Consider the following 26,818-nt stretch of genomic DNA (forward strand, 5'->3'; position numbering starts at 1 on the left):
ACCGAATGGACCCCTCATGCAGCCTCGCACCTACGGCATGCTTCTCGTCTTCATCGCGACGATCATCTGGAGCACTGCGGGGCTCTTCGTGCGCGGGCTGGATCTCGATATCTGGACCGTGCTCGGCTGGCGCTCGCTGTTCGGCGGGCTGACGCTTGCGATCATCGTTTTCGCCAAGCAGCGGATCAGCGCCGTGCCCGGCCGGGTGCCGTTCTATTTCTATCCGCTGTTCGGGCTGATGGCGGCGATATCGATGTATGGCTATGTCGGCGCGCTGAAGCTGACGACGGTGGCGAATGTTCTGGCGATCTATGCCACCGTTCCCTTCGTCGCCGCGGGAATCTCCTATGTGTGGCTGAAGGAGGCGATCAGCCAGCGGGTGCTGATCGCCAGCCTGATCGCCTTTGTCGGCGTCCTGATCGTCGCCGGCTTCGGGGCGCGACCGGAGGACGTGGCAGGCAATGCGCTGGCTTTCCTGATGACGGTGACGTTCAGCGTTCTGCTGGTGGCGGCGCGGCGTTATCCGGCGCTGCGGCTGGCACCCGTCAATGCGCTGGGCGCCGGCTTCTGCGTGCTGCTCTGTCTGCCCTTGATGTCGCACACGCTGCCGAGCCTCTCCGAAATCCTGATCCTTGCCGCCTTCGGTTCCACCACCTCGGGGATCGCCTATCTGCTGTTCATGACCGGCGGCCGCTACATTCCCTCTGGCGAAGCCGGACTGATCGGCCTGCTCGACGTCGTGCTCGGGCCGCTGTGGGTGTGGCTTGCCTTCTCCGAAACGCCGAGCACCGCGACCATTGCGGGCGCGGCGATCATTCTCGTGGCGGTGGCCTGGTATCTATGGAGCGGCCTGCGCGGGCCGAGGGAACCTCGGCGTACGCTGAAGAGCGTCTAGCCTAGCGCCGCGACAGCCTTGCCGCGGCCAGCGCCGCGACCATGCCGACCGCCAAGAGTGTCAGCGTGAAGATAACGACCGCGTTCCAGCCATCGGCGCCCCAGAAATAGCCGCCGACGGAACCGGCGACGCTGGAGCCGATGTAATAGGACAAGAGATAGAGCGACGAGGCGTGGCCCTTGGTGCCCTTGGCCAGCCGGCCGACCAGCGCGCTGGCCACGGAGTGGGCGACGAAGAAGCCCGAGGTCAGGAGCACGATGCCCAAAATGATGAGCGGCAGCGAGGCGGAGAGCGTCAGCGCCACGCCGATCGCCGACAGCGCGATGCCGGCAGGGAGCACGACGAAGTGGCCGAAGCGGTCTCCGAGCAGGCCGGCGATCCAGGATGCGGCGATGCCGAAGATGTAGACCGTGAAGATCAGGCCGAGCTCGGTCTGGTTCAGATTATACGGGGCCTCGACGAGGCGGAAGCCGATATAGTTATAGACCGTGACGAATGTGCCCATGGCGAGGAAGCCGATGGCGAACAGGAAGGGCAGCGCCGGGCTCCTGATATGGCCGGCCCAGGCGCCGAGGTGGAAACGGGCGTTGAAGCCCTTGCGCGGCGTGAAATTGCGCGAGGCGGGCAACAGCAGGAAGAAGCCGATGGCAGCCGCAAGGCCGATTGCGCCCAGCGTGCCGAGCGCGATGCGCCAGGAGAAGAATTCGGCCAGCGTGCCGGTGACGACGCGCCCGGCCATGCCGCCGAAGGCATTGCCGGCGATATAGAGACCCATGGCCGCGCCGAGACCACGCGGGTCCATCTCTTCCGACAAGTAGGCCATGGCGACGGCGGGAACGCCGCCGAGCAGCAGACCCTCAAGCGCGCGAATGACCAGGAGCGCATGCCAGCTTGGGACCAGCGCGCAGGCGATCGTGCACAAGGCCGCGCCCAGCAGCGAGGCGAACATAAGGCTACGGCGGCGGAAGCTTTCGGAGACGGCGGCGGCGCAGAAGATGGCGAAGGCGAGGAGGCCCGTCGACAGTGACAGGGAGAGTGAGCTTGCCGCAGGACTGATGCCGAAATCGCTGGCGAAGATGGGCATCAGCGGCTGGACGCAATAGAGCAGCGAAAAGGTGGCGAAGCCCGAGAGGAACAGCGCGATGCTGGCGCGCCTGTAGGCCAGAGTGCCGCGCAGGAGGAACTGCTTTTCCTGCGCTTCGCTTCCCTGCTGCTGGGGGGCGACATTCTCGATGACGGTGAGATGGGGACGGGAGGGAATTTCCGACGGGATGGACTGCTTGTCTGCGGCGCGTGGCATTGGGGACCAACCTTTCACGCCCTTTGATCTAGCCAAGTCATCGTTATTTGTCCAATATATGAAACTGGCATTCTTGATAGGTTTAGGAGATACCGATGGAGCTTCGCCATATCCGCTATTTCCTTGCCGTGGCCGAGGAACGGAATTTCACCCGCGCCGCCGCCAAGCTCGGCATCGGCCAGCCACCGCTCAGCCAGCAGATCCGCGACCTCGAAAACGAGATCGGCGCGGCGCTGTTTCACCGCGTGCCGCATGGCGCGGAGCTGACGGAAGCGGGATCGGCGTTTCTGCCTGAGGCGCAGGCGGCGATTGCCTCCGCCGAGAAGGCGAAGCTTGCCGCCCAGCGCGCGACGCGCGGCGAGACCGGGCGGCTGGCGCTCGGCTTCACCGCGTCGTCCGCCTTCAACACCGCCGTCAGCGGCACGATCCGCCGGTTTCGCGGGCAATGGCCGGATGTGAGCCTGTCGCTTACCGAGATGAACAGCAACGGGCTGATGGAAAAACTGCTGCGGCAGGAAATCGACGCCGCCTTCATCCGGCCCGGCCTTGAAGACCCCAAAGACGTCCATCTCAAGCGCCTTCCGGACGAGCCGATGCTGATCGCGCTGCCAGCGCATCATCCATTGGCGGCGCGGGAGACCGTGCCGCTCTTGGCGCTTGCCGGTGAACCCTTCATCCTCTTTCCGCGCACGGTTGGTCTCAGCCTCTATGACGATATCCTGCGCGGTTGCCGGGATGCGGGGTTCGAACTCGTCGTGACGCAGGAGGCGCCGCAAATTCCTTCCGTCATCAACCTCGTCGCCGCTGATCTCGGCGTGTCGATCGTGCCCGCCTCGCTGGCGCATCTGAAGCTCGACGGCGCCGTCTACCGGCCGATCGAGGGACCGCCGCTGGTGGCGCGGCTGGCGCTGGCGATGCTGAAGGCGCAACGGTCGCGGGTGGTCGGCAATCTGATGAGCCTGATCTGAGAATTCACCCGGCCGGATCCCAGTAGGGCGGATCGCCGAAGGTCTTGCGCAGATGATCGGCGACGGCGCGCAGCTTGGCCGATGGATTGCGGCCCTCGGGATGGGCCATGTAGATGAACTCGGCTTCCGGCCTGTAGCCGACGTCGATCTCGGTGAGCAGCCCGTCGCGGATCGCCGGACCGGCGATGAAGGTGGGCAGCAGTGCAATGCCGAGACCGGCAACCGCCGCGTCGCGGATCATGTCTCCATTGTTCACACCCAGCGCCTGGCTGGCGCGCACGACGATGGCGCCATCGGGCGTCTGGAACCGCCAGTCGGAAACGCCGCGATTGGTGTAGAAAATACCCTTGTGGCGATCGAGATCACCGAGCGTTTTCGGCGTGCCGTGTCGCTCGAGATAGCCGGGGGCGGCGACGAGAAGGCGGCGGCTGTGGCTGAGCTTCCAGACGACCAAACGGGAATCGACGATCGGCCCGTGGCGAACGACGGCGTCATACCCTTCCGAGGCGACGTCGACGCGGCGATCGTCGATATCGAGCACCAGTTCGATCTCGGGATGTTCGGCCAGGAAGGGATAGAGCGCCGGGCCGAGATGCATGCGGCCGAAGGTGACGGGTGCGGCGATCCTGAGCGGGCCCGACAGCGTGCCGCGCCGCTCGGCCATTTCGGCCGCGGCCTCCCCGATCTCCTGGACGATGCGCGAGGCGCGCTCCAGAAAGGCGGCGCCGTCTTCCGTCAGCGTCAGCTTGCGGGTGGTGCGATGCAGGAGCACGCCGCCCAGCGAACGCTCCAGCTCGGCCAATCGCTCACTGACCACGGATTTCGACAGGCGAAGCCGTCGCGCCGCCTCGCTGACCGAGCCTGACTCCACCACCGACACGAATGCCGTTATTCCCTCGATCCTGATCATCGTTCGGCATTTCCGAATTCGAGTTCCGTTATCTGGAGACTAATCCGAACGAAAGGAAAATGCCATCTTCCACTCATCGAACGGGGCGGCAAACGCTGCCCCACCCCAAAAAGGAGATGGAAGAATGAACCGCTTGAATGGAAAAGTCGCCATCGTCACCGGCGCCAGCGCCGGCATCGGCCGCGCAACAGCCAAGCTCTTTGCATCAGAAGGCGCCAAGGTCGTGGTCGGCGCCCGCCGCCAGGCCGAGCTCGACAGCCTGGTCGAGGAAATCAAGGCTGCCGGTGGAGACGCGGTTGCCGTAGCCGGCGACGTACGCTCGGAAGACTATCACAAGGCGCTGGTCGCCACATCAGTCGAACGCTACGGCAAGCTCGACATCGCCTTCAACAATGCCGGCATCCTCGGCGAGGCCGGCCCGAGCACCGGCGTTTCCGAAGCCGGATTCACCGAAGCCGTGACCATCAACCTGACGGCCTCCTTCCTTGCCGCCAAGCACCAGATCGGCCAGATGGAACAGAACGGCGGCGGCTCGGTGATCTTCACCTCGACCTTCGTCGGCTACAGCTTCGCCTTCCCGGGTGTGGCAGCCTATGCCGCCAGCAAGGCAGGGCTGATTGGCCTAACGCAGGCGCTGGCCGCCGAATACGGCCCGCAGAATATCCGCGTCAACGCGGTCCTGCCGGGCGCCGTCGACACCGACATGTACCGCGAAATGAACGATACGCCGGACAAGCAGGGCTTCATCACCAACCTGCATGCGCTGAAGCGCGTGGCAACGCCGGATGAACTGGCCCGCTCGGTGCTCTACCTCGCCTCCGACGATTCCAGCTTCGTGACCGGCACGGCCTCATTGGTCGATGGCGGTGCCTCGATCACCCGGACCTGATCCCATACCTGCTCGATCACCTTCGCCTTTCGGAGGGGGTGATCGCAACAGCACGGCAAGGCATTCTGCCGACGCCCCCCCAACAACACATCATGGGCAAGCAACCCGCCCTACAAGGACACACATCCATGTCACGCCTTCAGAACAAGACTGCCCTCATCACTGGCGGCACCAGCGGCATCGGCCTCGAAACCGCCCGCCAGTTCATCGCCGAAGGCGCCCGCGTCGCCATCACAGGCAGCAGCGCCAACAGTGTCGCCGCCGCCCGCGCCGAACTCGGCGACAAGGCCCTCGTCATCCAGGCCGATGCCGGCAATGTCGCCGGGCAGCAGGTCGTCGCAGAAGCCATAAAAGATGCCTTCGGCCATCTCGACATTCTCTTCGTCAATGCCGGCGTGGCGGAATTCGGCCCGCTCGAACAATGGAGCGAAGCCGCCTTCGACAAGTCGATCGCGATCAACGTCAAGGGCCCGTTCTTCCTGATCCAGGCGCTGCTGCCGATCTTCTCCAAGCAGGCCGCGATCGTGCTCAACACCTCGATCAACGCGCATATCGGCATGCCGAACTCCAGCGTCTATTCGCTGACCAAGGGCGCGCTCTTGACGCTCGCCAAGACGCTGTCTGGCGAACTGATCGGCCGCGGCATCCGCGTCAACGCCGTCAGCCCCGGGCCGATCGCCACGCCGCTCTACAGCAAGCTCGGCGCATCGGAAGCGGATTCGAAGGCGATGGCCGAACACATCCAGTCGCAGATCCCGGTCGGCCGGTTCGGCGACGCCGCCGAGGTCGCCAAGACCGTCATCTTCCTCGCCTCGGACGAGGCGGCTTACATTGTCGGCAGCGAGCTGGTGATCGATGGCGGGATGAGCAATCTCTGAAGAAAGCAGAGTATTATGTGCGGCGACGGCTTCATGCCTTCGCCGCACAGTCGCGTCGGAAGCGGGGTGGCCAAACCTCAGGGGCGCGCTATATGGATGAGCCGATTGCTTATTATTCGCCAAAGGCTTAGGGTCTTTCTCGGTCATTTACACGACGGACAGGCGTCATGGTTTTCAGCGGCAAACGCATCCTCCTCATCATCTCGGGCGGCATCGCGGCCTATAAGAGCCTGGACCTGATCCGGCGACTGCGCGAGCGCGGTGCTTCGGTGCGGCCGGTGATGACGTCGGGTGCGCAGGAGTTCGTGACGCCACTCGCCGTCGGCGCGCTCTCCGCCGATCACGTCTTCACCGATCTCTTCTCGCGCCAGGACGAGCAGGATGTCGGCCATATCCGCCTGGCGCGCGACTGTGATCTCGTGCTGGTCGCGCCTGCCACTGCGGACCTGATGGCGAAAATGGCGAACGGGCTTGCCGACGATCTGGCTTCGACGGTGCTGCTTGCCACCGACAAGCCGGTACTGATCGCGCCCGCCATGAACCCGCATATGTGGAACCACGCGGCCACCAAGAGGAATGTCGCAACGCTTCGAGCCGACGGCATCCGTTTCGTCGGACCGATGGCGGGCGAAATGGCGGAAAGCCGGGAAGCTGGTGTCGGCCGCATGGCCGAGCCGCTGGAGATCGTGGCGGCCGCGGAAGTACTCCTCGACACCAGCCCCAAGCCGCTCGCCGGTCGCAAGGCGATCGTGACCTCGGGCCCGACGCATGAGCCGATCGATCCGGTTCGCTATATCGCCAACCGCTCCTCCGGCCGGCAGGGGCACGCCATCGCGGCGGCACTGGCAAGGCTCGGCGCCGATGTGACGCTGGTCTCGGGGCCGGTGACGATCGCCGATCCTACCGGCGTCAGGACCATTCATGTCGAGCGTGCGGAAGAGATGCGCGACGCGGTGCTCACCGCACTTCCCGCCGACATCGCGGTGATGGTCGCGGCCGTCGCCGACTGGCGCGTCGCCTCGGCCTCCGACCAGAAGATCAAGAAGCATCCGGGAGAGTCCATTCCGACGCTGGCATTGACCGAAAACCCCGACATACTGAAGACCATCGGTCATCACACGATGCGTCCGAAGCTGGTGATCGGCTTCGCGGCAGAAACCCAGGACGTTGACAGCAACGCCAAGGCAAAATTGGAACGCAAGGGCGCCGACATGATCGTCGCCAACGACGTCTCGCCTTCGACGGGCATCATGGGCGGTGCACGCAATCGCGTGAAGATCGTCAGCCGTGGCGGGATCGAACAGTGGCCCGACATGGCCAAGGACGACGTCGCCGCCAAGCTGGCGGAACTGATCGCCGTACGGCTCAGGCAGGGATAGCGACCGGCTCAACCTTTGCTACCGATGCCATTGGCTGGAATGGCATGACCTCAAGGCCGCTGTCGCTCAGCGTGACCGCGCTGCCATCGGGAATCTCCGCCCAGGCATCAACGTCGTCGTTGAGTGGCTCGGAGACGAGGCAGTGGCCCTTGCCCATCGGCGAGGCGTAAAGCGTCGGCGCCTTGCGATCCGTCGCGTAGCGGATGGCGTAGAGCGACTTGCCGTCGGAGAAAGCGGCCGTATAGCGCACCAGCGCGGAACCGAGAATGTTCTCCGACAGGCCTTCAACGAAACGGATCATCTCCGCCATGGCCGCGATCGGGGTCCGGCGCAGGCCGAACTGCAGGGCGAGCAGGAACATGAGTTCGGAATCGGTCGTGCCGCCGCGCGCGTCGAAGAGGTCGTCATCGAGCATCGCCTCCATCGGCCGGCGCAAGCGCTCGAAACCTGCGATCTGGCCGTTGTGCATGAACGACCAGTTGGCGAAAACGAAGGGATGACAATTGTCACGCCGCGTGCCTCCGCCGGTGGCCGCGCGGACATGGGCGAGAAACAGTGGCGAGCTGATCTGTCGCGCGATGCTTTTCAGATTGCAATCCGACCAGGCGGGGAGCGTATCGCGATAACGGCCGGGCTCGGGGTGATCGCCATACCAGGCGACGCCGAAACCATCGCCATTGGTGGCAGTCTTGGCGCGGGTGGCGCAGTGGGATTGTTCGATCAGGGAGTGCGCGGGCGAGGATACCAGCTCCTCAAGGTAGAGGGGTTTTCCGCGATAGGCTGCCCAGCGACACATGCTCTCTTCACTCCGCACCCGCGATCGGAAGCGGGATAATGCTTTGAACGCACCGACGATTGTCGAATCGGATGGTTAACAAAAACGAAACAGCATTAGCGCTTGCAAGCGGAAGATGACCTTTTTCCGGTGTTGCGCCGATCAACTTGCGTGAACGGGACGAGTTGTTCCGAGACGATAGCGTCGCAAAAATGCCTGCCGGACGACCGTCTTGATGGAAATGCGGGAATGGCTTATATTTCAGGAGTAGGAGGCAGGTTGATGCCTGCCTCCCATTTGCTTAGGTAAAGAAGTTAACCCGGACCTCTAGCGTCCAGCTGGTCCGGGTTTTTCTTACTCTAAGCGTGATGCCAAGTGGAAACCACATAGCTCACCTCCCTGTGGGACGGCGAGGCCGATCGCCGCGGTCGGGGTTGCCCATCTTCCCCGATCCCGCCGGCTGGCGCGGCGGACGTTGCTTTCCCTTCCCACGGCCTCACCGATATCACGCGAGAGTTGTAAATTCCACAGATGCCGAATTAGGCCTTGCATCCGGCGGAAATCATCTTACCTTTTCTTTATCGACAACAGAACGAAAGGAAGGTGATCCAATGTCTAATGAGATTTCGGACCTCGTAACGGGCTTGGAAGTGGTGATGAAGGCGAGGCAGCCCTCGCTCTAAAACCCGCCTTCCTGGGATCGCCTTGAAGCGGTCCGGCCGGTTACTGGCCAAAACTCAGTTAAGGGTCGCCTCGGGCGGCCCTTTTCATTTTCGTACTTCAAGATTGACGCAGATGCGCATTCGGCATATTCACCAAGTCATCAGATGACTTGGTGAATATGCCGGTGAAACCGATCAGTCGAACAAACCTCGCCGATACCGCGATCGAAGCCATCCGCGGCGAAATCCTCGGCAAGCGCTGGGCCGTTGGCGAGAAGCTGCCGAACGAGGCGGAGCTGTCATCGATGCTCTCCGTCAGCCGCGGCACCATTCGCGAAGCCGTGCGCGCGCTGGTTTCGCAGGGACTGCTGGAGACCCGCCAAGGCTCAGGCACCTATGTGCTTTCCACGACCGACGCCTCCACGCCGCTAACCATGGCGCGGCGCGCCAGCCTGCGCGACCAGTTTCAGGCGCGCTGTGCGCTCGATGTCGAAGCGGCGCGACTTGCCGCTACACGGCAGACGCCGGAGATCATCGCCGGGCTGCGAGAGCTGCTCGCGGCGCGAGGCAACTATGCCGGCGGCGACAAGTCGGGCTTCATTGCCCGCGACCTTGCCTTTCACAAGGCGGTCATTGCCGCGTCCGCCAACCGCGCGATGATCGAGATATACGATTTCTTTTCCTCCACGATCGCCGAGACGATCGAGGCGACGCTCGGCGAGGAAGTGCCCGAACCCGACATGCAGGCGCATGCCGCCATCATCGATGCCATCGCAAGCGGCGACCCCCAGCAGGCCGACGCGGCCGTTCGCCGTTTCATGGCTCCCGTTATCAGTGCCCTCGATAGAATGATCCTTTCATGACCGCTTCCCTAAACACATCCGCGTCTGCCTATACGCTGGCCGACGAGCAGTTGATCGATGCCGAGGCCGACAGCCTGCCGGCGCCGCAGCCAAGCCCCGGCGGCAGTACCGCCGCGCGCATCCTGCTTGGCGCCAGCCTGGTGCTGATTGCCTTCAACCTCCGCCCCGTCTTTTCCAGCGCCTCGACGCTCCTGCCGGAAATCCGCAGCGAGCTTGGCCTTTCCGCTTTCGGCGCCAGCCTGCTGACGACATTGCCGGTCGTCTGCCTGGGCGCATTCTCGCCGCTTGCGCCACGGCTGGCGCAGCGCATCGGGGCGGAGCATACGCTTCTCGGCGTGCTGTTCCTGCTCGCGCTCGGTACCGCCCTGCGTGGGCTGTCCTCGCTGCCGCTGCTGTTTCTCGGTACCGCCCTCGCCGGCGCCTGCATCGCGGTCGGAAACGTTCTGCTCCCGGGTCTGGTCAAGCGCGACTTCGCCGATCGCGCCGCGCTGATGACCGGCTTCTACACCATGGCGCTCTGCGCGGGTGCCGCGAGTGCGGCCGGCTTCACGCTGCCGATCGAACGCGCGCTTGGCGGCTCGATGCCGGGGGCGCTGGCGATCTGGGCGTTGCCGGCGCTGATCGTCGGGCTGATATGGCTGCCGCAGGTCCTGGCAACCAAGACGCAGGTCAAGCGCAGCGGCTTTTCCGTCGAGGGTCTCTGGCGCGATCGGCTTGCCTGGCAGGTGACGCTGTTCATGGGGCTGCAGTCGGCGCTTGCCTATTGCGTCTTCGGGTGGCTGGTGCCGATCCTGCGTGAACGCGGGATGGATGGCGTCACGGCGGGCGCGATCGTCTCGGTATCGGTCATGGTGCAGGCCGCCGCCTGCCTGGTGGCGCCGCAGATCGCGGTCAGGGGCAAGGACCAGCGGCTGATCAATTCCTCGCTCTGCGGCCTCGCCGTCATTGCCCTGCTCGGGCTGCTCTTCGCGCCGCTCTCGACCGTCTGGATCTGGGCGGTGCTGCAAGGGATCGGCCAGGGAGGGCTGATTGCGGTTGCAATGACGACGATCGTGCTCCGGTCACGCGACCCGCATGTCGCGGCACATCTTTCGGGAATGGCGCAATGCGTGGGCTACCTTCTGGCCGCAATCGGCCCGCTGGTTGTGGGGCTGATCCGCAGCTGGACGGGAAACTTTGCCTGGTGTGCCGTGCTCTTCGTGGCACTCGGCCTCGGTGCTGCGATCAACGGCTGGAGCGCCGGCCGGGCGCTGCATGTCAATGCGCGCACGATCGAGAAGAAGGGCTGAGCCTCACCATCTCTTGATCGCTCCTCTTGCGGTTCCGATGCTAGGCTCGCGCAACGAATGCACAGCCGGAGGAAAAGCATTGCGGTTACGATCCCTCGCTCTGTTGATGGCGCTTGCGCTCGTCGCGCCGAATGTTTCTCAGGCGCAAGACAGTGCTCCTCCGGTCCGAGAAGGCGTGCTGAAGCTGCTGCCTGGCGATTCCGTCACCGACCACGAAATGACATTAGGCGGCAAGAAGATCGGTTTCACTGCCACCGCCGGCACGCTCGATCTCTTCGGGCCGGACGGGGCGCAGACCGGCGCGATGTTCTACACCGCCTATGTGAAGAAGGACGGCGGGCCGGATCGGCCGCTGACCTTTGCCTTCAACGGCGGCCCGGGTGCCGCCTCTGCCTTTCTGCATCTCGGCCTCGTCGGCCCACGCATCCTCGATTTCGGCCCCAAGGGCGATGACGGCGCGGACGCGAAGCTCGTCGATAACGAGCAGAGCTGGCTCGACTTTACCGATCTCGTTCTCATCGACCCGATCGGCACCGGCTGGAGCCGCACCGCGAAGCCCGACGACGCCGGCAAATATTACAGCGTCGGCGCCGATGCGGAGAGCATCGCCAAGGCAATCGCGCTCTATGTCGCCCACAACGACCGTGCCGGCGCGCCGAAATACCTGCTCGGCGAAAGCTATGGCGGGTTCCGCGCCGCAAAGGTCGCCGGCGCGCTGAAGGACAGCCAGGGGATCATCATATCAGGCGCGATCATGCTATCGCCGCTGCTGGAGGGGCAGCTGATGTTCAATGCCGACCAGTTCGCGCTGGGCGCCGCACTGGAACTCCCCTCGCTTGCCGCCGCCGAAATGGACCGGCACAACGCCTTCGACGAGGGCAAGCAGCGGGATGCGGAAAGGTTCGCGCTCGGCGATTACCTGACGACGCTTGCCGGGCCGGCACCGACAGGGGATACGGCGAAAGCTTTCTATGGCAAGCTCGCCACGATGACGGGCATCTCGATCGACCTCGTCGAGAGAAATCGCGGTTTCCTCGGCGGCGCCTTCTCCAAACAGGCCGGAGGACAGGTGATGAGCCCCTATGACGCCGCCTTCGCGACGCCAGACCCCTATCCCGAGGCGGCCTACGACCGCAGCGATGACGCCATCCTCGACGGCTTCACGCGAGCCTATGGCGGCGCCTTCGCCAGCTACGCGCGCAACGAACTCGGTTTCAAGACGGATATGACCTATTCGCTGCTCGACAGCGACATCAACCGGAAATGGGAGTGGGGCGGCCGGAGCGGCGGCGGGCGCCTGCAGGCGAGCGTGACCGACGATATCAGGCAGCTGCTGGCGTCCAATCCGAAGTTCCACCTGCTGATCGCCCATGGCTATAGCGACATGGTCACGCCCTATGGCGTCAGCCGCTACGTGGTCGATCACCTGCCGGCTTCGCTTGCTGGTGATCGCGTGGCACTCAACGTCTACCGCGGCGGCCACATGTTCTACACGCGGGCGGACCAGCGCGCCGCCTTTACGGCCGACGTCAAGACATTCTACGCCGCGCGGCCGGGCGCATCGCCCGCCGATTGAAGGCGTTATGCGGGCACGCGGCGGTTGCCTTGATCTTGCGCTGCACCATTTAGAGCGGCAATTGGGGTTGCCGCCGGCTGGCCGCGCCATAGTTATAGCGACATGTCATACACAGATCAGCCAGTACCCACCCCGAAACCGCTGCCGGTTCCGGGGGAATCGCAGTTGCTTTCAGCCCTCCGCGACCATCCCGATGACTACGCGCTCTTTCTAGACATCGATGGAACCCTGCTCGATCTCGCCGAGGTGCCCGACGCGATCGTCGTGCCGCCTTCGCTGCCCGCGGAACTCGATGCGCTGTCGCAAAAGCTCGGCGGCGCGCTGGCGTTGGTGACGGGACGCGGGCTCGAATACGCCAGCGCGCTTTTCGCGCCCTTCCCCTTTCCCATTGCCGGGCTGCATGGCGCGGAGCTGCGTTGGCCCGGCGGCGACATCACCCGGGCCGAGGCGACGCCGGCTTTCGAGCAACTGAAGCGCGACCTGCGCGATGCGACGAAGGATCTTGTGGGCGTCCTGATCGAGGACAAGGGCGCGGCGGTTGCCGCGCATTATCGCCTTGCACCAGAGAAGCAGACGGAACTCGAGCCGGTGATGCAGGCGTTTCTCGCGGCCGCCGGGCCGAACTGGACCCTGCAGCGCGGCAAGATGGTGCTCGAAATCCGCCCGGCCAGCGCCGACAAGGGCCGAGCTGTCGAAGCCTTTCTTGCAAGGCCCCCCTTTTCCGGCCGGCGCCCGATCACCATCGGCGACGACGTGACCGACGAGGCGATGTTTCGCGTCGCCAACCAACGCGGAGGCCATTCGATCCGGGTCGGCCAGCCGCATCAGGAAACTGAAGCCTCGATGATTTTACCGGCCGCTTCGGCCCTGCGGGAACTGATCGCGCGGCTCGCCGTTTGATCCACGCATTACGTGCCCGCCATAATGAAAGGAATTTCCGTGAGTCGACTTGTCATCGTATCCAATCGCGTGCCTGCCGCGAAAAAAGGCGGAGCGGCAGCGGGAGGACTTGCCGTTGCGCTTGAAGCCGCGTTGCAGAAGCGTGGAGGCATCTGGATGGGCTGGTCCGGGAATTCGAGCGGCGAAAACGAGCCGGGACAATTGTCGCTGCAGGAAGACGGCAAGATCACCTATGCCCTGACGGACCTGACAGAAAAGGACGTGGAGGAATATTATTTCGGCTTCGCGAACCGCGTGCTCTGGCCGATCTGTCACTACCGCCTCGACCTCGCGGAATATGGCCGCAAGGAGATGGCCGGCTATTTCCGCGTCAACCGCTTCTTCGCGCACCGCCTGGCGCCGCTGCTGGAGCCCGACGACACGATCTGGATCCACGACTACCATCTGATCCCGCTTGCCGCGGAGCTGAGGCAGATGGGCATCAAGAACAGGATCGGCTTCTTCCACCATATTCCCTGGCCGCCTGCCGACGTGCTGGCCACCATGCCTGTTCACGAGGAGATCATGCGCGGGCTTGCCGCTTACGACCTCGTCGGCTTCCAGACCGATTACGACCTTGAAAACTTCGCCGGCTGCCTGCGGCGCGAGGAGATGGGTGATGCGATCGGCGACGGCAAGTTCACCGCCGGCGACAAGGTCTTCAAGGGCGGTGCCTACGGCATCGGCATCGAGACCGAGGCCTTCGCGGAGTTCGCGCGCAAGGCGGTCAGCCACGCCATGGTGCACAAGGCGCGCCAGAGCATCGAGGGGCGCGAACTGATCATCGGCGTCGACCGTCTCGACTATTCCAAGGGGCTGACGCAGCGCATCGACGCCTTCGAACGCTTCGTGAAGACCAATCCCGCGCATCAAAGCAACGTCACCTATCTGCAGGTGACGCCGAAATCCCGCTCGGAGGTGCCGGAATACGAACAGATGCAGCGCACGGTGGCCGAGCAGGCCGGTCGCGTCAACGGCGCGCTCGGAACCGTTGACTGGGTGCCGATCCGCTACATCAACCGGTCGCTGAGCCGGCCGATCCTCGCCGGCCTCTACCGGCTCGCCAAGGTCGGGCTGGTGACGCCACTCAGGGATGGGATGAACCTGGTTGCCAAGGAATATGTCGCCGCCCAGGACCCCGAAGATCCCGGCGTTCTGGTGCTGTCGCGCTTCGCCGGCGCCGCCCGCGAACTGAAGGGGGCGCTGCTGGTCAATCCCTACGATATAGAGGGCACGGCCAATGCGATTGCACGGGCACTCAACATGCCGCTCGAGGAGCGCCAGGAGCGCTGGCGCAGGATGATGGACTACCTCCTTGTCCACGACGTATCGCAGTGGTGCGACGACTTCCTGCAGGATCTGAAGGCCGCCTGAAACGGCCGTCGCAAATAATAGGTTGAACAGCGCAACCGTTCTCGTCTTGCACTGCGGCTTGCCTTAAAAGAAACGAAGCATCCGGATGCCGGGCGCTTCGAGCGCGCCGGCATCGCTTCTTTCGCAAGGACCCACGCATGGCGCGCCCGAATTTCCTCATCCTGATGGTCGACCAGTATAACGGGACGCTGTTTCCCGACGGGCCGGCCGAGTTTCTACACGCGCCGCATCTGAAAGCCCTCGCGAAGCGCTCCGTTCGCTTTGCCAACACCTATACGGCAAGCCCGCTCTGCGCGCCGGCGCGGGCCTCCTTCATGTCCGGCCAGCTGCCGAGCCGTACCCGCGTCTACGACAACGCCGCAGAATTCGCCTCCGACATCCCGACATTTGCACATCATCTCAGAGCAGCCGGCTATCACACAGCGCTTTCGGGCAAGATGCACTTCGTCGGCCCAGACCAGCTGCACGGGTTCGAGGAGCGGCTGACAACGGATATCTACCCGGCCGATTTCGGCTGGACGCCCGACTACACCAAGCCCGGCGAGCGCATCGACTGGTGGTACCACAATCTCGGCTCGGTGACCGGCGCCGGTGTCGCCGAGATCACCAACCAGATGGAATATGACGACGAGGTCGCCTACAACGCGACCCGCAAGCTCTATGACCTCTCGCGCCGGCAGGACGATCGTCCCTGGTGCCTGACGGTGAGCTTCACGCATCCGCACGATCCCTATGTGGCGCGCCGCAAGTTCTGGGACCTCTATGAAGATTGCCATCATCTTGATCCTGAGGTCGGCACGATCCCGTTCGAGGAGCAGGACGAGCATTCGCAGCGGCTCTTGAAGGCCTGCGACTACGACGCCTTCGAGATCACCCGCGAGCAGGTGCGCAATGCGCGGCGCGGCTACTTCGCCAATATCTCCTATATCGACGAGAAGGTCGGCGAATTGCTCGATGTGCTGGAGCGCGGGCGCATGGCCGAGGATACCGTCATCCTTTTCGTCTCCGACCATGGCGACATGCTGGGCGAGCGCGGGCTGTGGTTCAAGATGTGCTTCTTTGACGGTTCGGCACGGGTGCCGCTTTCGATATCGGTACCCGGCTGGGAGCCCAAGCTGATCAGCCAGCCGGTGTCGACGCTGGACGTCACGCCGACGCTGGCCGCGCTTGCGGGCATCGATATCGCCAAGCTGAAACCCTGGACCGACGGCGAGGATCTGACGCCGCTTGCAACAGGTACGGGCGGACGCGGCCCGGTGCCGATGGAATACGCGGCCGAGGGTTCGATCGCGCCGCTGGTCGGGCTGCGCGACGGCAAGTACAAGCTGACGCTCTGCGATGCCGACGCGCCGATGCTGTTCGATCTCGACGCCGATCCGAAGGAATTGAAAAACCTCGCTGCTGATCCCGCCTATGCCGAGACGCTGGCACATCTGACGGCACAGGCAAACGCGCGCTGGAACCTGAAGACCTTCGACGCAGCCGTGCGCGAAAGCCAGGCGCGACGCTGGGTGGTCTATGAGGCGCTGCGCAACGGCGCCTACTATCCCTGGGATTACCAGCCGCTGCAGAAGGCTTCGGAGCGCTACATGCGCAACCACATGGATTTGAACGTGCTGGAGGAAAACCAGCGCTATCCGCGCGGCGAGTGAGATTGCCGTTTCGGTGGCGAGACGCTAAGTTCCGCCATCGAAACAGGGAGAAAACTCATGAAAATCAGCGCTCGCAACCGCCTCAAGGGCAAGGTCGTCGAGATCACGCTCGGCGCCACGACGGCGCATGTGCGCATCGATATTGGCGGCGGCTCGATCGTGACGTCGTCGATCACTAACGAGGCGGTCAAGGAACTCGGGCTGACCGTCGGCTCCGACGCTTATGCCGTGGTCAAGGCCTCCGACGTGATGGTCGCCGTCGACTGATCACGCCTTCTGGCAATAATGGGTCGTGCCGTCGTCGCCCGTCTGGAAATCGCCAGGCTGCGGCGGCGCGATCGGTTTGAACAGAGTGCGATCCGGCTTCAGGTCGAGCAACGGCGTGCCGTCGAGGCAATCCATACCGCGCACCAGAAGCGTCGATCCCTCCACGGCCTCCAGCTTGACGATCGATGTGCCGATCGGATTAGGGCGGACGGGGGAACGGAGCGAGAAGGTGCCGTGGACCTTGCCCGAATTGGCCGGGCTCTGGAGCACGAGGTCGCGGCGGGAGCGATCCAGCCAGTATAGGATTTCCAACCGCTCGAAGGCCTCGACGCCCTGCAGCGCCTGCGTCCAGGGTTCGAATATCTCGATCCGGCAGATCGGCCCGTCGTGGCGGCCCTGACGTGGCGTCTCTCCGCGCTGGCGCCAGGGTGTATGGACACGGCCGATGAAGACCAGGCCGGCGTCGGTCGGCGCCGGAGCATTCACCGCCACTTCGTTTTTCCGGATTTCGTTTTCCCTGACCATGCGGCACTCCTGTTTGGGAGAGCAGTATTGCATGGCGTTATATCCGATGAAATATCACGCCGCCTTGGCGACGTGATATTCCTTGATGGCGACCATCTTGATCGCCGGGAAGCGTTCGGATTCGTAGCGCAGCGAGAAGCTGTCCTGCGCCAGGAAGACCGGGTCGCCGTCGAGGTCGCGGGCGATGTCGCCGCGCTTGACGTTCAGGAACTTGTCGAGCTCGGCCGGCTGGTCGGACGAGATCCAGCGGCAGACGGAGAAGCGCGACATTTCGAACGAGACCGGCAGCGTGTATTCGGCCGACAGGCGTTCCTTCAGAACGTCGAGCTGCAGCGCACCGACGACACCAACGATAGCCGGCGAACCATCTTCCGGGGAAAAGAGCTGAACGACGCCCTCTTCGGCCATCTGCTGCAGGGCTTCCTTGAGCTTCTTCGCCTTCATCGCGTCTTCCAGGCGCACGCGGCGCAGGATTTCCGGCGAGAAGTTCGGCACGCCCTGGAACACCAGCGCCTCGCCTTCGGTCAGCGTATCGCCGATCCTGAGCGTTCCGTGGTTCGGGATGCCGACGACGTCGCCGGCGAAGGCGGTGTCGGCCAGCTGACGCTGCGAGGCGAAGAAGAACTGCGGCGCCGTGAGGCCGAGCTGCTTGCCGGTGCGGGCGAGACGCGCCTTCATGCCGCGCTCCAGCTTGCCTGAGCAGATGCGGGCAAAGGCGATGCGGTCGCGGTGGTTGGGGTCCATGTTGGCCTGGATCTTGAAGACGAAGGCCGTCATCTTGTCTTCGGCGGCATGCACGGTCCTGACATCGGCAATCTGGTCGCGCGGCGGCGGCGCGAACTCGCCGAGCGCGTTGATGAGATCGCGAACACCGAAATTGCGCAGCGCCGAGCCGAAGAAAACAGGCGTCAGGTGGCCTTCGAGGAAAGCCTTGCGGTCGAACGGGCGGCAGGCCTCGATCGCCAGTTCCGTCTCGTCGACGAAGGCCGAGCGCTCGTTTTCCGGCAGGCGGTCGGCAACGGCCTGCGGGCCGTTAACCTTGGTGGGCGTCACTTCGGTATCGGAGCCGCGCACCGTGTTGTCGGCAAGGTGATAGGAACCGCAGAAGGTCTTGGAGCGGCCGATCGGCCAGGTGACCGGGGCGGTGTCCAGCGCCAGCTTCTCCTCGACCTCATCCAGGATCTCGAAGGGATCGCGGCTTTCGCGGTCCATCTTGTTGATGAAGGTGATGATCGGGATGTCGCGCATGCGGCAGACTTCGAAGAGCTTCAGCGTTCTGGGCTCGATACCCTTGGCGGCGTCGATGACCATGACGGCGGCATCGACAGCCGTCAGCGTGCGGTAGGTGTCGTCCGCGAAGTCTTCGTGACCGGGCGTATCGAGAATGTTGAAGACATTGCCTTCGTACTCGAAGGTCATCACCGAGGTGACGACCGAGATGCCGCGCTCGCGCTCGATCTTCATCCAGTCCGACCGGGTCTGGATGCGATCCTTCTTCGCCTTGACTTCGCCGGCGAGCTGAATGGCGCCGCCGAACAGCAGCAGCTTTTCGGTGAGCGTCGTCTTGCCCGCGTCCGGGTGGGCGATAATAGCGAATGTGCGGCGGCGGGAAACCGCCTCTGCGAGACTTTCGGCCATGCTATGAATCCTGTGGAGTTGCGGCGTATCTAGCGATTTAGGCGCCGCTTTGCAATTGACCTTGGCCTTGCGGGGGCAAAGTAATGGCGCATGACCATTCACACCGACACCCGCCCGACCCTCAATCTCCTGCGTCTCACCCATGGCGAAGGCATCGAGCTGCCCGCCTATGAAACCAAGGGTGCCGCCGGCATGGACCTGCGCGCCGCCGTAGACGACGGTGCGCCGATGGTGCTTGCATCAGGCAAGCGCGCGCTGGTGCCGACCGGGCTGATCTTCGAGATACCCGAGGGCTTCGAGGGCCAGATCCGCCCGCGCTCCGGCCTCGCCTTCAAGAACGGCATCACCTGCCTCAACACGCCAGGCACGATCGACAGCGATTATCGCGGCGAAGTGAAGGTGTTGCTGATCAATCTCGGTGAGGAGCCGTTCGAGATCACCCGCGGCATGCGGATCGCCCAGATGGTGATCGCTCCGGTCACTCAGGCACGTGTGGCAGAGATCACCGAGGCGAGCACGACGGCGCGCGGTGCCGGCGGCTTCGGCTCTACGGGCATGTGATGGACAAGGCGACCGATAGCTCCGGCCTCATCTTCCGGCAGGACTATTTCGCCGACGACAAGGCCTGGGCGGCGCTGGTGTCGCTTCTCGCTGACACATTCGGCATCGATCTCGACCCGCTGAAGCGCCTCGGCGGTGCCGATCCCTCCAGCATGCCCTTTGGCTGGTTCGACGAGAGCGGCCTTCTGGCCGCCAATCTCTCGGCCTTCGCCATGCCGATCGTCATCAGCGGCCGCAAAGTCAACGCTGCCGGCCTGCAATCGGGCGCCGTGCGGCCGCCATGGCGTGGGCGCGGGCTTTATCGCGACGTGACCCACAAGGCGCTCGACTGGTGCGCGGTCGAGGGTTTCGAGGCGATCGTGCTCTACACGGACAAGCCTGATCTCTACACGCCCTATGGCTTCCGCTCGCTGCCGATGCATCTCTATGCCGGCGCGGCGCCGGAGCCCGCGATGGGCGCCATGCCGGCGCGGACGCTCGACCCATGGAAGCCCGAGGATCTTGCGCTGCTGCAGCGGGCGCTGAAATCCCGCACGCCGGTGTCAGATGCTCTCGCGGTTTGCGAGAGCGCGGCGATGTTCCTGATCAACACGCAGTTCGATCCGGATGTGAAGCTGAGCTGGCTTGAAGACCGGCAGGCGGTGATCGCCTGGAAGGTGGGGGACGACAACACGTTCGTGCTGTCGGATATCATCGCTTCGACCATCCCGACGCTTGAGACCATTCTCGGAGGCCTCGGCATCGCGCCGCTAGCGGTCGAGGTTCTGTTTTCGCCTGATAAGCTCGGCTGGCAGGGCGAGGCGCGGGCGCTTGACGGCGGCACTGAGTTCATGATCCGCACCGATCTCGACATCAGCCTTGAGCGGCCGGCGATGCTTTCGCCGATGGCGGATTTCTGAGCTTTCAGCTCAGCGGCGGCAGGCGGCGCTTTACCGGCGAGGCCTTCACCATCGACGTGCTGGTCTCGGCCTTTTCCGCGACCTTGTCCAAAATCGTGTCCAGCTGCGCCATGGAGCGAACGACGAGGCGGGCGACGAAGCAATCATCGCCGGTGACCTTATCGCATTCGACGAACTCCGGCGTCTCCTGGATGATGCGCTCCACCACATGCAGCTGCCCCGGCAGCGGCCGGACGCGGACGATCGCCTGCAGGGGATAGCCGAGGGCCGTGGGATCGATATCCACGGTGAAAGCGGAAATGACGCCGCGCTCCTCCAGCCGGCGCAGGCGCTCGCCGGCGCTTGGCGAAGAGAGGCCGGCTGCCTGCGCAAGCTCCTTCAGCGACATGCGCGCATCGGCGGCCAGCGCCTCGAGAATGCGACGGTCGATATCGTCGAGATCATTGTTAGGTTGAACGCTCATTTCGCCTCACAATGAAAGAGGAAAGCCGCCATTCGGCGCTTCAAGATTATATAAATGGCGCGTGGGCCGCAATATTCTCGCTCTCATTAACGGGAGGCAGGAATGCGACAGGATATACGCAACGGCAGCATGCAGATGACCGCGGCGATGCTGATTTCGGGGACGATCGGCTGGTTCGTCGTGATGTCGGGGCAACCCGTCAGCGGCGTCGTCTTCTGGCGCTGCCTGTTCGGGGCGATCAGCCTGCTCGTCGTCTGCGCGGCGATGGGATTGCTGAAGCCCGGGACGATCGGGCTGCGGGCCTTTGCGATCGCCGTGTTCGGCGGCATCGCGATCGTGCTCAACTGGCTGCTGCTCTTCGGCGCCTATGGCCATACCTCCATCTCGGTCGCGACCACCGTCTACAACACGCAGCCCTTCATGTTGCTCGGGCTCGGCGCCCTGTTTCTCGGCGACAGGATCACAGCGGCGAAGCTGTTCTGGCTGGTGCTGGCATTCATCGGCATGATAGGGATTGTCGAGGACAAGCCGCAGGTGGCGGGCGCCGGCGGCGGCTATGCCACCGGCATTGCCATGGCGCTAGGCGCGGCCTTCTTCTATGCGCTGGCGGCGCTGGCCGCGAAATGGCTGAAGGGCACGCCGCCGCATCTGATCGCGCTGATCCAGGTTTCGACCGGTGTCGTGATGCTGGCACCGATCACCGACTTTTCCGCCCTGCCCGGTGAAACCCAAACATGGTCGCTGCTGGTGACGCTGGGCGTGGTGCATACGGGGCTGATGTATGTACTGCTTTACAGCGCAATCCAGAAGCTTCCGATCTACCTGACCGGTGCGCTATCCTTCCTCTACCCGATCGCGGCGATCGTGGTCGACCGGGTCGCCTTCGGCCATGCGCTGCAGCCGCTGCAGATCGCCGGCGCCGCCATCATTCTTCTGGCGGCGGCGGGCATGAACCTTGGCTGGACGCCCGCGCGGCTGAAAGGTGTGCTGCGGGGCGTCCGGGCCTGAGGGCTGCGATCACTTCGCCTGGCGGGTGATCTCGAAGAGGAACCAGTGGCGGCGCTCCGCCTCGTCGATCCAGTTTTCAAGAAGGCTGGTCGTGGCGACGTCGTTGTGTTCGGAGCAGACGTCGTGGGTCTCGCGCATCAGCGAGATCAGCTGGCGGTTATCGTCACGCAGTTCGGCCAGCATGTCCTCCGGCGTCACGTAATCGGCATCGTTGTCGGCGAGGCGCTGTAGGCGGCCGATGTGGCCGATGGAGCGCAGCGTCGTGCCGCCGATCTTGCGGGCGCGCTCCGCGATATCGTCGGTGATGGCGAAAATCTGGTCCGCGTGCTCGTCGAGCAGCAGGTGGTAATCGCGGAAATGCGGGCCGGACATGTGCCAGTGGAAATTCTTGGTCTTGAGATAAAGCGCGAAGGTATCGGCCAGAAGTGCCGCCAGCGCGCCGGAGATATCCTGGATTGCGTTGCTCTTCAGATCGGTCGGTGTTGCGAGCGCGGCAGTCTTGCGCTTCTCGACGGGTGTAGACATGAAGTATTCTCCTTCGCCAGATCGGCGTGATACGGGTGCCGGAACGGGTTTTCCTCCCCCAATGCGGTCGACGATGCTGACTCCGGCTACGGCCAGATCTCCGCCACAACCGAGAACTAGCACCGCGATCCGAGGCGTCAATAGCAGGCGACTGTGACAGATTGTGCGCGCCGCTTGTCGGCAAGATCAACCGAGCCACACCCCGTTGAAACGGCCGATCAACAGGCGTAGAAGACAGGCGATTGGGAGGGTCACCATGTCGTTCACCGCACTCTTTGCCTATGCCGCGGCGCTGTTTATCGCCGCCGCCATTCCAGGCCCCGGCATTACCGCCATCGTGGCGCGCGCGCTGGGCTCGAATTTCCGCGAGACCTTCTTCATGGGGCTCGGGCTGGTGCTCGGCGACATGACCTATCTGACCGCCGTGATCCTCGGCCTGGCCTTCGTGGCGCAGACCTTCACCGAGGTGTTCATCGTCATCAAGATTCTCGGCGCGCTTTACCTCGGCTATATCGCCTACAAGCTCTGGACCGCCGGGCTGTTGTCGCAGGATATCGCCGCCAAGAAATCCAGCAATATCGGCATGAGCTTCCTCTCCGGCCTTTTGGTGACGCTGGGCAACCCGAAGACCATGCTGTTCTACGTGGCGCTGGTGCCGACGCTGATCGACATCAACAGCATCGGCCTCAGGGAATACGGCATCCTGCTGGCGACCACATTCGCGGTGCTGCTGGTGGTGCTGATCCCCTACATGATGCTCGCTTCGAGCGCACGTACCCTGCTCAAGCGCCCCAGGGCGCTGCAGGTGCTGAACCGCGTGGCCGCGAGCGTGCTGGCCGGCACGGCGGCCTTCATCGCGACGCGCGCCGCCTGAAAAAATCATCCGGTAAAGCCGCGTTTTCAAAGGCTTTTTTCCCGGATGCACGGCATACCGGGATAAAGCCGCTCTGGCCGCGGCCCGGCTTAGACCCTATTCTCTGAACATATTTCATCAAGGGAGCCTATCATGTCGAAGAAACCGGGCCGCGGCCGCATCTATTCCTCGATCACCGAGACCATCGGCGATACGCCGATCGTGCGGCTCGACAAGCTGGCCAAGGCAAAGGGCGTGAAGGCGAACCTGCTCGCCAAGCTGGAGTTCTTCAACCCGATCGCCTCCGTAAAGGACCGTATCGGCGTGGCGATGATCGAATCTCTCGAGGCGCAGGGCAAGATTTCGCCCGGCCGCACGACGCTGGTCGAGCCGACATCGGGCAATACGGGCATCGCGCTGGCCTTCGCCGCCGCCGCCAAGGGCTACAAGCTGATCCTCACCATGCCGGAAACCATGTCGATCGAGCGCCGCAAGATGCTGGCGCTGCTCGGCGCCGAGCTGGTGCTGACCGAGGGGCCAAAGGGCATGAAGGGCGCGATCGCCAAGGCGGAAGAACTGGCTGCGACGCTGCCCGACGCGATCATCCCGCAGCAGTTCGAAAACCCCGCCAATCCCGAAATCCACCGCAAGACGACGGCCGAGGAAATCTGGAACGACACGGATGGCGCGGTCGATATCCTCGTCTCCGGCATCGGCACCGGCGGCACGATCACCGGCGCCGGCCAGGTTCTGAAGTCGAAGAAGCCTGGCCTCAAGGTCATAGCGGTGGAGCCGGCGGAATCGCCCGTGCTATCGGGTGGCCAGCCGGGTCCACACAAGATCCAAGGCATCGGCGCCGGCTTCGCGCCCGCCATTCTCGACACGCATATCTACGACGAGATCGTCACCATCAGCAGCCCGGAAGCGCTGGAACAGGCGCGCGAAGTGGCCAAGCTTGAAGGCGTGCCTGTTGGCATCTCCTCCGGTGCAGCGCTGGCCGCCGCGATCAAGATCGGCAGCCGCGAGGAAAATGCCGGCAAGACCATCGTCGTCATCATCCCGTCATTCGCCGAGCGCTACCTCTCGACGGCGCTGTTCGACGGCCTCGGCAACTGATTGGAGCGACCCGAAGCGGTCACCTGAACGGAAAAGGTCCGGACGGGAAGACCACCAAACAGGCACAAGGGCGCTTCGGCGCCCTTCATGCTGCCTGCCTCATGATGAAAGCAAGGCACTCATGCTGCTGATCGTCGGAACCATACGCCTGCCACCGGATAGGCTTGACGGCGCGCGCCCGGTGATGCGGCGGATGGTGGAAGGAAGTCGCGCCGAGGACGGCTGCCTTGCCTATTCCTATGCCGAGGACGTGCTGGAACCCGGGCTCATCCACGTCAAGGAACTCTGGCAGGATCAACCCTCGCTCGACCGCCACTTCCAATCCCGGCATCTCGCGGACTGGCGCGCCGCATGGCCCGAGCTTGGCATCCACGACCGCAGGCTCGTTTCCTACGAGGTCGGCGCGCCGCGGGAGACGTGAGCAGCCCGACGATCTTGCCCCACCATAGCGGCGGTTTTTCGCCCCGCCCTATGCCACCGCCGTCAGCCGCTCGCCGGCCATGCGGTAGGAGATCGCCTCGGCAAGGTGGATGCGACCGACGCTGTCCTTGCCATCCAGATCGGCAAGCGTGCGGGCAACCTTCAGCACCCGATGATAGCCGCGCGCGGAAAACTTCATCTTCTCGGCAGCATCGCGCAGCAATTGCAGGCCGCTCGGGTCGGGCGCGGCGAAGGTCTCGATCAGCGCTGTCGAGCAGCGGGCGTTGGTGCCGCCGGCAGGCCCGAGCGAGGCATAGCGATCACGCTGAATCTCGCGGGCGCGGGCGACGCGACGGGCGATATCGGCGCTGGCTTCCGCCGGTGCCGGGCGGATGAGATCGATGGCCGAGACCGCCGGAACGTCGATCCTGATGTCGATGCGGTCCATCAACGGGCCGGAGATGCGCGCCTGGTAGTCGGAGGCGCAGCGCGGGCCGCGGGCGCAGCTGTGGCCGGGCTCGCCGGCCATGCCGCAGCGGCAGGGATTCATGGCGGCGACGAGCTGGATATTGGCGGGGTAACTGACACGGTGGTTGGCGCGGGCGATGATGCATTCGCCGGTTTCGAGCGGCTGGCGCAGCGCATCCAGCGACTGCGGCGAGAACTCGGGGAACTCGTCGAGAAACAGCACACCGTGATGCGAGAGCGAGGCTTCGCCGGGCCGGGCCCTGAGGCCGCCACCGACAAGCGCGGCCATGGTCGCCGAATGATGCGGGGTGCGGAACGGGCGGCGATCGGAGAGCTTGCCGCCGGCAAGCTGGCCGGCGATGGAATGGATCATCGATACCTCCAGCAGCTCGGCGGCCGACAGCGGCGGCAGGATCGAGGGCAGCCTTGCGGCGAGCATGGACTTTCCCGATCCAGGCGGCCCGACCATCAAGAGGTTATGCCCGCCGGCGGCGGCCACTTCCAGCGCCCGCTTGGCGCTTTCCTGGCCCTTGATGTCGGCGAGATCGGGCAGATTGGCGGCATTGGCGCGGATCGACGGCTCGGGGCGCGACAGGACCTGCGTGCCGCGGAAATGATTGACGAGCGCGATCAGGCTGCGCGGCGCCAGGATATCGAGCCCACTGCCGGCCCAGGCGGCTTCCGGGCCGCTGTCCGCCGGGCATATGAGGCCCTTGCCGAGCGCATTGGCGCCGATCGCGGCCGGCAGCGCGCCGGCGACGGGCGCGATCGTGCCGTCGAGATTGAGTTCGCCGATGACGACATAGTCGGCCAGCGCATCGGCTGGAATGGCGCCGAGAGCGGCCATCAGTCCGAGCGCGATCGGAAGATCGAAATGCGACCCTTCTTTCGGCAGATCGGCCGGCGCCAGATTGACGGTAACCCGCTTGGCGGGTAGCGCCAAGCCCGAGGCATGCAGCGCCGCATGCACCCGCTCGCGGCTTTCGGCCACCGCCTTGTCAGGCAAGCCGACGATCTGGGTGACGAATTTCCCGGGCGCCACCATGACCTGGACTTCGACCGGGACGCCCTCAATGCCCTGAAATGCAACCGTGCTTATGCGTGCGACCATGCCCAACCCCCTGCGCCGCAACCGTTTACACCTGTTTCAGCGACCCCTCATGGCCGCGAATTGCAATCTGGCATAGAAAACGGAATGAAACAAGAACAATAAATGAACAATTGCGCGTCATCGCTGTGATGAAGTTGTGTTAGGTTGTACGGGTGGAACAAAGGTGGAGAAAAAGGATCGCGGTGGTCACCGCAGCGCTTTGGGTGAAGGAGCCGGCGTTGCGCAGGTGATCCAGGCATGTCGAGCAAGTTGGGGCCGGCAGATTTTCGGGACCATGCTGAGCATGAGGCCGGAGGGTGCAGCGACCGTCGCCTCTCGCAACGAGATGTTGGCGCTAAGCGATTGAAGAGGAAAGGCTTTCCTCACTCGCGGCGTCATCCTCGGGCTCGTCCCGAGGATCTAAGCACATCACCACGGATGCAAGGGTGCAGGTGGGTCTCGCTTTCAGCCACCGTGGCGCAAGCTGTCCACTCGCGTCGAGCAAGTTGGTCGCTCAGCAGATCCTCGAGACGAGCCCACTGCTGTCCGGTTTAAATTGCGGCCCATTGGAATTCCATCTGGTTGCGGCTTTTGAGCTTGTTCGGCGGTGGTTTGAGAAGCTGGTCTGTGGCCCGT

Annotated in this window: 26 protein-coding genes; 18 read left to right on the forward strand and 8 right to left on the reverse strand. The window is 64.1% G+C overall.

The genetic code is table 11. The features are described 5' to 3' along the window. Positions 1–16: 16 nt before the first annotated feature. The gene (locus QTL95_RS15700; protein WP_289720887.1) at positions 17–895 is read left to right on the forward strand and encodes a DMT family transporter; all 879 of its coding nucleotides are present in this window, start codon (positions 17–19) and stop codon (positions 893–895) included. Position 896: 1 nt separating this feature from the next. Here the strand turns inward: QTL95_RS15700 and QTL95_RS15705 are convergent, their stop codons facing one another. After that, positions 897–2,195 carry an MFS transporter gene (locus QTL95_RS15705; protein WP_289720888.1) on the reverse strand — a complete coding sequence of 433 codons (1,299 nt, stop codon included), beginning with the start codon at positions 2,193–2,195 and terminating at the stop codon, positions 897–899. 95 nt (positions 2,196–2,290) lie between these two features. Here QTL95_RS15705 and QTL95_RS15710 point away from each other — a divergent pair, with 95 nt between their 5' ends. Continuing rightward, positions 2,291–3,163 (forward strand): LysR family transcriptional regulator, encoded by an 873-nt coding sequence (locus QTL95_RS15710; protein ID WP_289720889.1) that lies wholly within the window; start codon positions 2,291–2,293, stop codon positions 3,161–3,163. A gap of 4 nt (positions 3,164–3,167) precedes the next feature. On the opposite strand, the gene QTL95_RS15715 is transcribed toward QTL95_RS15710, so the two are convergent. Then, positions 3,168–4,073, reverse strand: coding sequence for a LysR family transcriptional regulator (locus tag QTL95_RS15715; protein ID WP_289720890.1), 906 nt, complete (start codon positions 4,071–4,073; stop codon positions 3,168–3,170). 124 nt (positions 4,074–4,197) lie between these two features. Between QTL95_RS15715 and QTL95_RS15720 the strand changes: the two genes are divergently transcribed. From QTL95_RS15720 to coaBC, 3 genes are all read left to right on the forward strand, one after another. Beyond that, positions 4,198–4,962: an SDR family oxidoreductase gene (locus QTL95_RS15720; protein ID WP_289720891.1), complete on the forward strand. Its 765-nt coding sequence runs from the start codon at positions 4,198–4,200 to the stop codon at positions 4,960–4,962. A gap of 128 nt (positions 4,963–5,090) precedes the next feature. Further along, positions 5,091–5,840: an SDR family oxidoreductase gene (locus QTL95_RS15725; protein ID WP_289720892.1), complete on the forward strand. Its 750-nt coding sequence runs from the start codon at positions 5,091–5,093 to the stop codon at positions 5,838–5,840. Positions 5,841–6,007: 167 nt separating this feature from the next. Then, the gene (gene coaBC, locus QTL95_RS15730; RefSeq protein WP_289720893.1) at positions 6,008–7,219 is read left to right on the forward strand and encodes a bifunctional phosphopantothenoylcysteine decarboxylase/phosphopantothenate--cysteine ligase CoaBC; all 1,212 of its coding nucleotides are present in this window, start codon (positions 6,008–6,010) and stop codon (positions 7,217–7,219) included. Here the strand turns inward: coaBC and QTL95_RS15735 are convergent. After that, on the reverse strand, positions 7,206–8,015 hold the full coding sequence (locus tag QTL95_RS15735; protein WP_289720894.1) for a class II glutamine amidotransferase: 810 nt from the start codon (positions 8,013–8,015) through the stop codon (positions 7,206–7,208). The two genes, coaBC and QTL95_RS15735, sit on opposite strands and share 14 nt — an antisense overlap. Before the next feature lie 826 nt (positions 8,016–8,841). Here QTL95_RS15735 and QTL95_RS15740 point away from each other — a divergent pair. The 7 genes from QTL95_RS15740 (at position 8,842) to QTL95_RS15770 (ending at position 16,616) form a co-directional block, all read left to right on the forward strand. Next, positions 8,842–9,519 (forward strand): FadR/GntR family transcriptional regulator, encoded by a 678-nt coding sequence (locus QTL95_RS15740; RefSeq protein ID WP_289720895.1) that lies wholly within the window; start codon positions 8,842–8,844, stop codon positions 9,517–9,519. Further along, on the forward strand, positions 9,516–10,808 hold the full coding sequence (locus QTL95_RS15745; RefSeq protein ID WP_289720896.1) for a CynX/NimT family MFS transporter: 1,293 nt from the start codon (positions 9,516–9,518) through the stop codon (positions 10,806–10,808). Before QTL95_RS15740 ends, QTL95_RS15745 begins: the two co-directional genes overlap by 4 nt. Before the next feature lie 79 nt (positions 10,809–10,887). Continuing rightward, positions 10,888–12,384 carry a S10 family peptidase gene (locus tag QTL95_RS15750; protein WP_289720897.1) on the forward strand — a complete coding sequence of 499 codons (1,497 nt, stop codon included), beginning with the start codon at positions 10,888–10,890 and terminating at the stop codon, positions 12,382–12,384. 102 nt (positions 12,385–12,486) lie between these two features. Then, entirely contained in the window at positions 12,487–13,284 is a 798-nt protein-coding gene (otsB, locus tag QTL95_RS15755) for a trehalose-phosphatase (protein ID WP_289720898.1), read from the forward strand. Between the two features lie 39 nt (positions 13,285–13,323). Then, the gene (gene otsA / locus QTL95_RS15760; protein WP_289720899.1) at positions 13,324–14,697 is read left to right on the forward strand and encodes an alpha,alpha-trehalose-phosphate synthase (UDP-forming); all 1,374 of its coding nucleotides are present in this window, start codon (positions 13,324–13,326) and stop codon (positions 14,695–14,697) included. 137 nt (positions 14,698–14,834) lie between these two features. After that, a complete protein-coding gene (betC, locus tag QTL95_RS15765; RefSeq protein ID WP_289720900.1) occupies positions 14,835–16,349 on the forward strand; it encodes a choline-sulfatase in 1,515 nt (504 codons plus the stop codon). 57 nt (positions 16,350–16,406) lie between these two features. Next, a complete protein-coding gene (locus QTL95_RS15770) occupies positions 16,407–16,616 on the forward strand; it encodes a TOBE domain-containing protein (RefSeq protein WP_018898137.1) in 210 nt (69 codons plus the stop codon). Here the strand turns inward: QTL95_RS15770 and tsaA are convergent, their stop codons facing one another. Together tsaA and QTL95_RS15780 are read right to left on the reverse strand one after the other, a co-directional pair. Then, positions 16,617–17,141 carry a tRNA (N6-threonylcarbamoyladenosine(37)-N6)-methyltransferase TrmO gene (gene tsaA / locus QTL95_RS15775; protein WP_289720901.1) on the reverse strand — a complete coding sequence of 175 codons (525 nt, stop codon included), beginning with the start codon at positions 17,139–17,141 and terminating at the stop codon, positions 16,617–16,619. It lies immediately after the preceding gene. Between the two features lie 54 nt (positions 17,142–17,195). Further along, positions 17,196–18,779, reverse strand: coding sequence for a peptide chain release factor 3 (locus QTL95_RS15780; RefSeq protein ID WP_289720902.1), 1,584 nt, complete (start codon positions 18,777–18,779; stop codon positions 17,196–17,198). Between the two features lie 90 nt (positions 18,780–18,869). On the opposite strand from QTL95_RS15780, the gene dut reads away from it, so the two are divergent. Beyond that, the gene (dut, locus tag QTL95_RS15785; protein WP_289720903.1) at positions 18,870–19,340 is read left to right on the forward strand and encodes a dUTP diphosphatase; all 471 of its coding nucleotides are present in this window, start codon (positions 18,870–18,872) and stop codon (positions 19,338–19,340) included. Beyond that, a complete protein-coding gene (locus tag QTL95_RS15790; protein WP_289720904.1) occupies positions 19,340–20,239 on the forward strand; it encodes a GNAT family N-acetyltransferase in 900 nt (299 codons plus the stop codon). The genes dut and QTL95_RS15790 overlap by 1 nt, the downstream gene beginning before the upstream one ends. A 4-nt stretch (positions 20,240–20,243) precedes the next feature. Here QTL95_RS15790 and QTL95_RS15795 read toward each other — a convergent pair whose 3' ends face one another. Further along, positions 20,244–20,702 carry an Lrp/AsnC family transcriptional regulator gene (locus tag QTL95_RS15795; RefSeq protein WP_112945211.1) on the reverse strand — a complete coding sequence of 153 codons (459 nt, stop codon included), beginning with the start codon at positions 20,700–20,702 and terminating at the stop codon, positions 20,244–20,246. A 102-nt stretch (positions 20,703–20,804) separates the two neighbouring features. Between QTL95_RS15795 and QTL95_RS15800 the strand changes: the two genes are divergently transcribed. Beyond that, positions 20,805–21,710 carry a DMT family transporter gene (locus QTL95_RS15800; RefSeq protein ID WP_289720905.1) on the forward strand — a complete coding sequence of 302 codons (906 nt, stop codon included), beginning with the start codon at positions 20,805–20,807 and terminating at the stop codon, positions 21,708–21,710. 9 nt (positions 21,711–21,719) lie between these two features. On the opposite strand, the gene QTL95_RS15805 is transcribed toward QTL95_RS15800, so the two are convergent. After that, positions 21,720–22,235, reverse strand: coding sequence for a Dps family protein (locus tag QTL95_RS15805; RefSeq protein WP_112535764.1), 516 nt, complete (start codon positions 22,233–22,235; stop codon positions 21,720–21,722). 256 nt (positions 22,236–22,491) lie between these two features. Here QTL95_RS15805 and QTL95_RS15810 point away from each other — a divergent pair, with 256 nt between their 5' ends. The 3 genes from QTL95_RS15810 to QTL95_RS15820 all read left to right on the forward strand — a co-directional run bounded on the left by QTL95_RS15810 (position 22,492) and on the right by QTL95_RS15820 (position 24,625). Further along, positions 22,492–23,109 carry a LysE family translocator gene (locus tag QTL95_RS15810; protein WP_112535763.1) on the forward strand — a complete coding sequence of 206 codons (618 nt, stop codon included), beginning with the start codon at positions 22,492–22,494 and terminating at the stop codon, positions 23,107–23,109. A 132-nt stretch (positions 23,110–23,241) separates the two neighbouring features. Then, positions 23,242–24,204 carry a cysteine synthase A gene (cysK, locus tag QTL95_RS15815; RefSeq protein WP_289720906.1) on the forward strand — a complete coding sequence of 321 codons (963 nt, stop codon included), beginning with the start codon at positions 23,242–23,244 and terminating at the stop codon, positions 24,202–24,204. Between the two features lie 121 nt (positions 24,205–24,325). Next, positions 24,326–24,625 carry a putative quinol monooxygenase gene (locus QTL95_RS15820; RefSeq protein WP_289720907.1) on the forward strand — a complete coding sequence of 100 codons (300 nt, stop codon included), beginning with the start codon at positions 24,326–24,328 and terminating at the stop codon, positions 24,623–24,625. 48 nt (positions 24,626–24,673) lie between these two features. Here the strand turns inward: QTL95_RS15820 and QTL95_RS15825 are convergent, their stop codons facing one another. Continuing rightward, a complete protein-coding gene (locus QTL95_RS15825; RefSeq protein ID WP_289720908.1) occupies positions 24,674–26,203 on the reverse strand; it encodes a YifB family Mg chelatase-like AAA ATPase in 1,530 nt (509 codons plus the stop codon). Between the last annotated feature and the right edge of the window lie 615 nt (positions 26,204–26,818).

It is taken from the genome of Rhizobium sp. S152 (assembly GCF_030380735.1).
Lineage (GTDB): Bacteria > Pseudomonadota > Alphaproteobacteria > Rhizobiales > Rhizobiaceae > Rhizobium.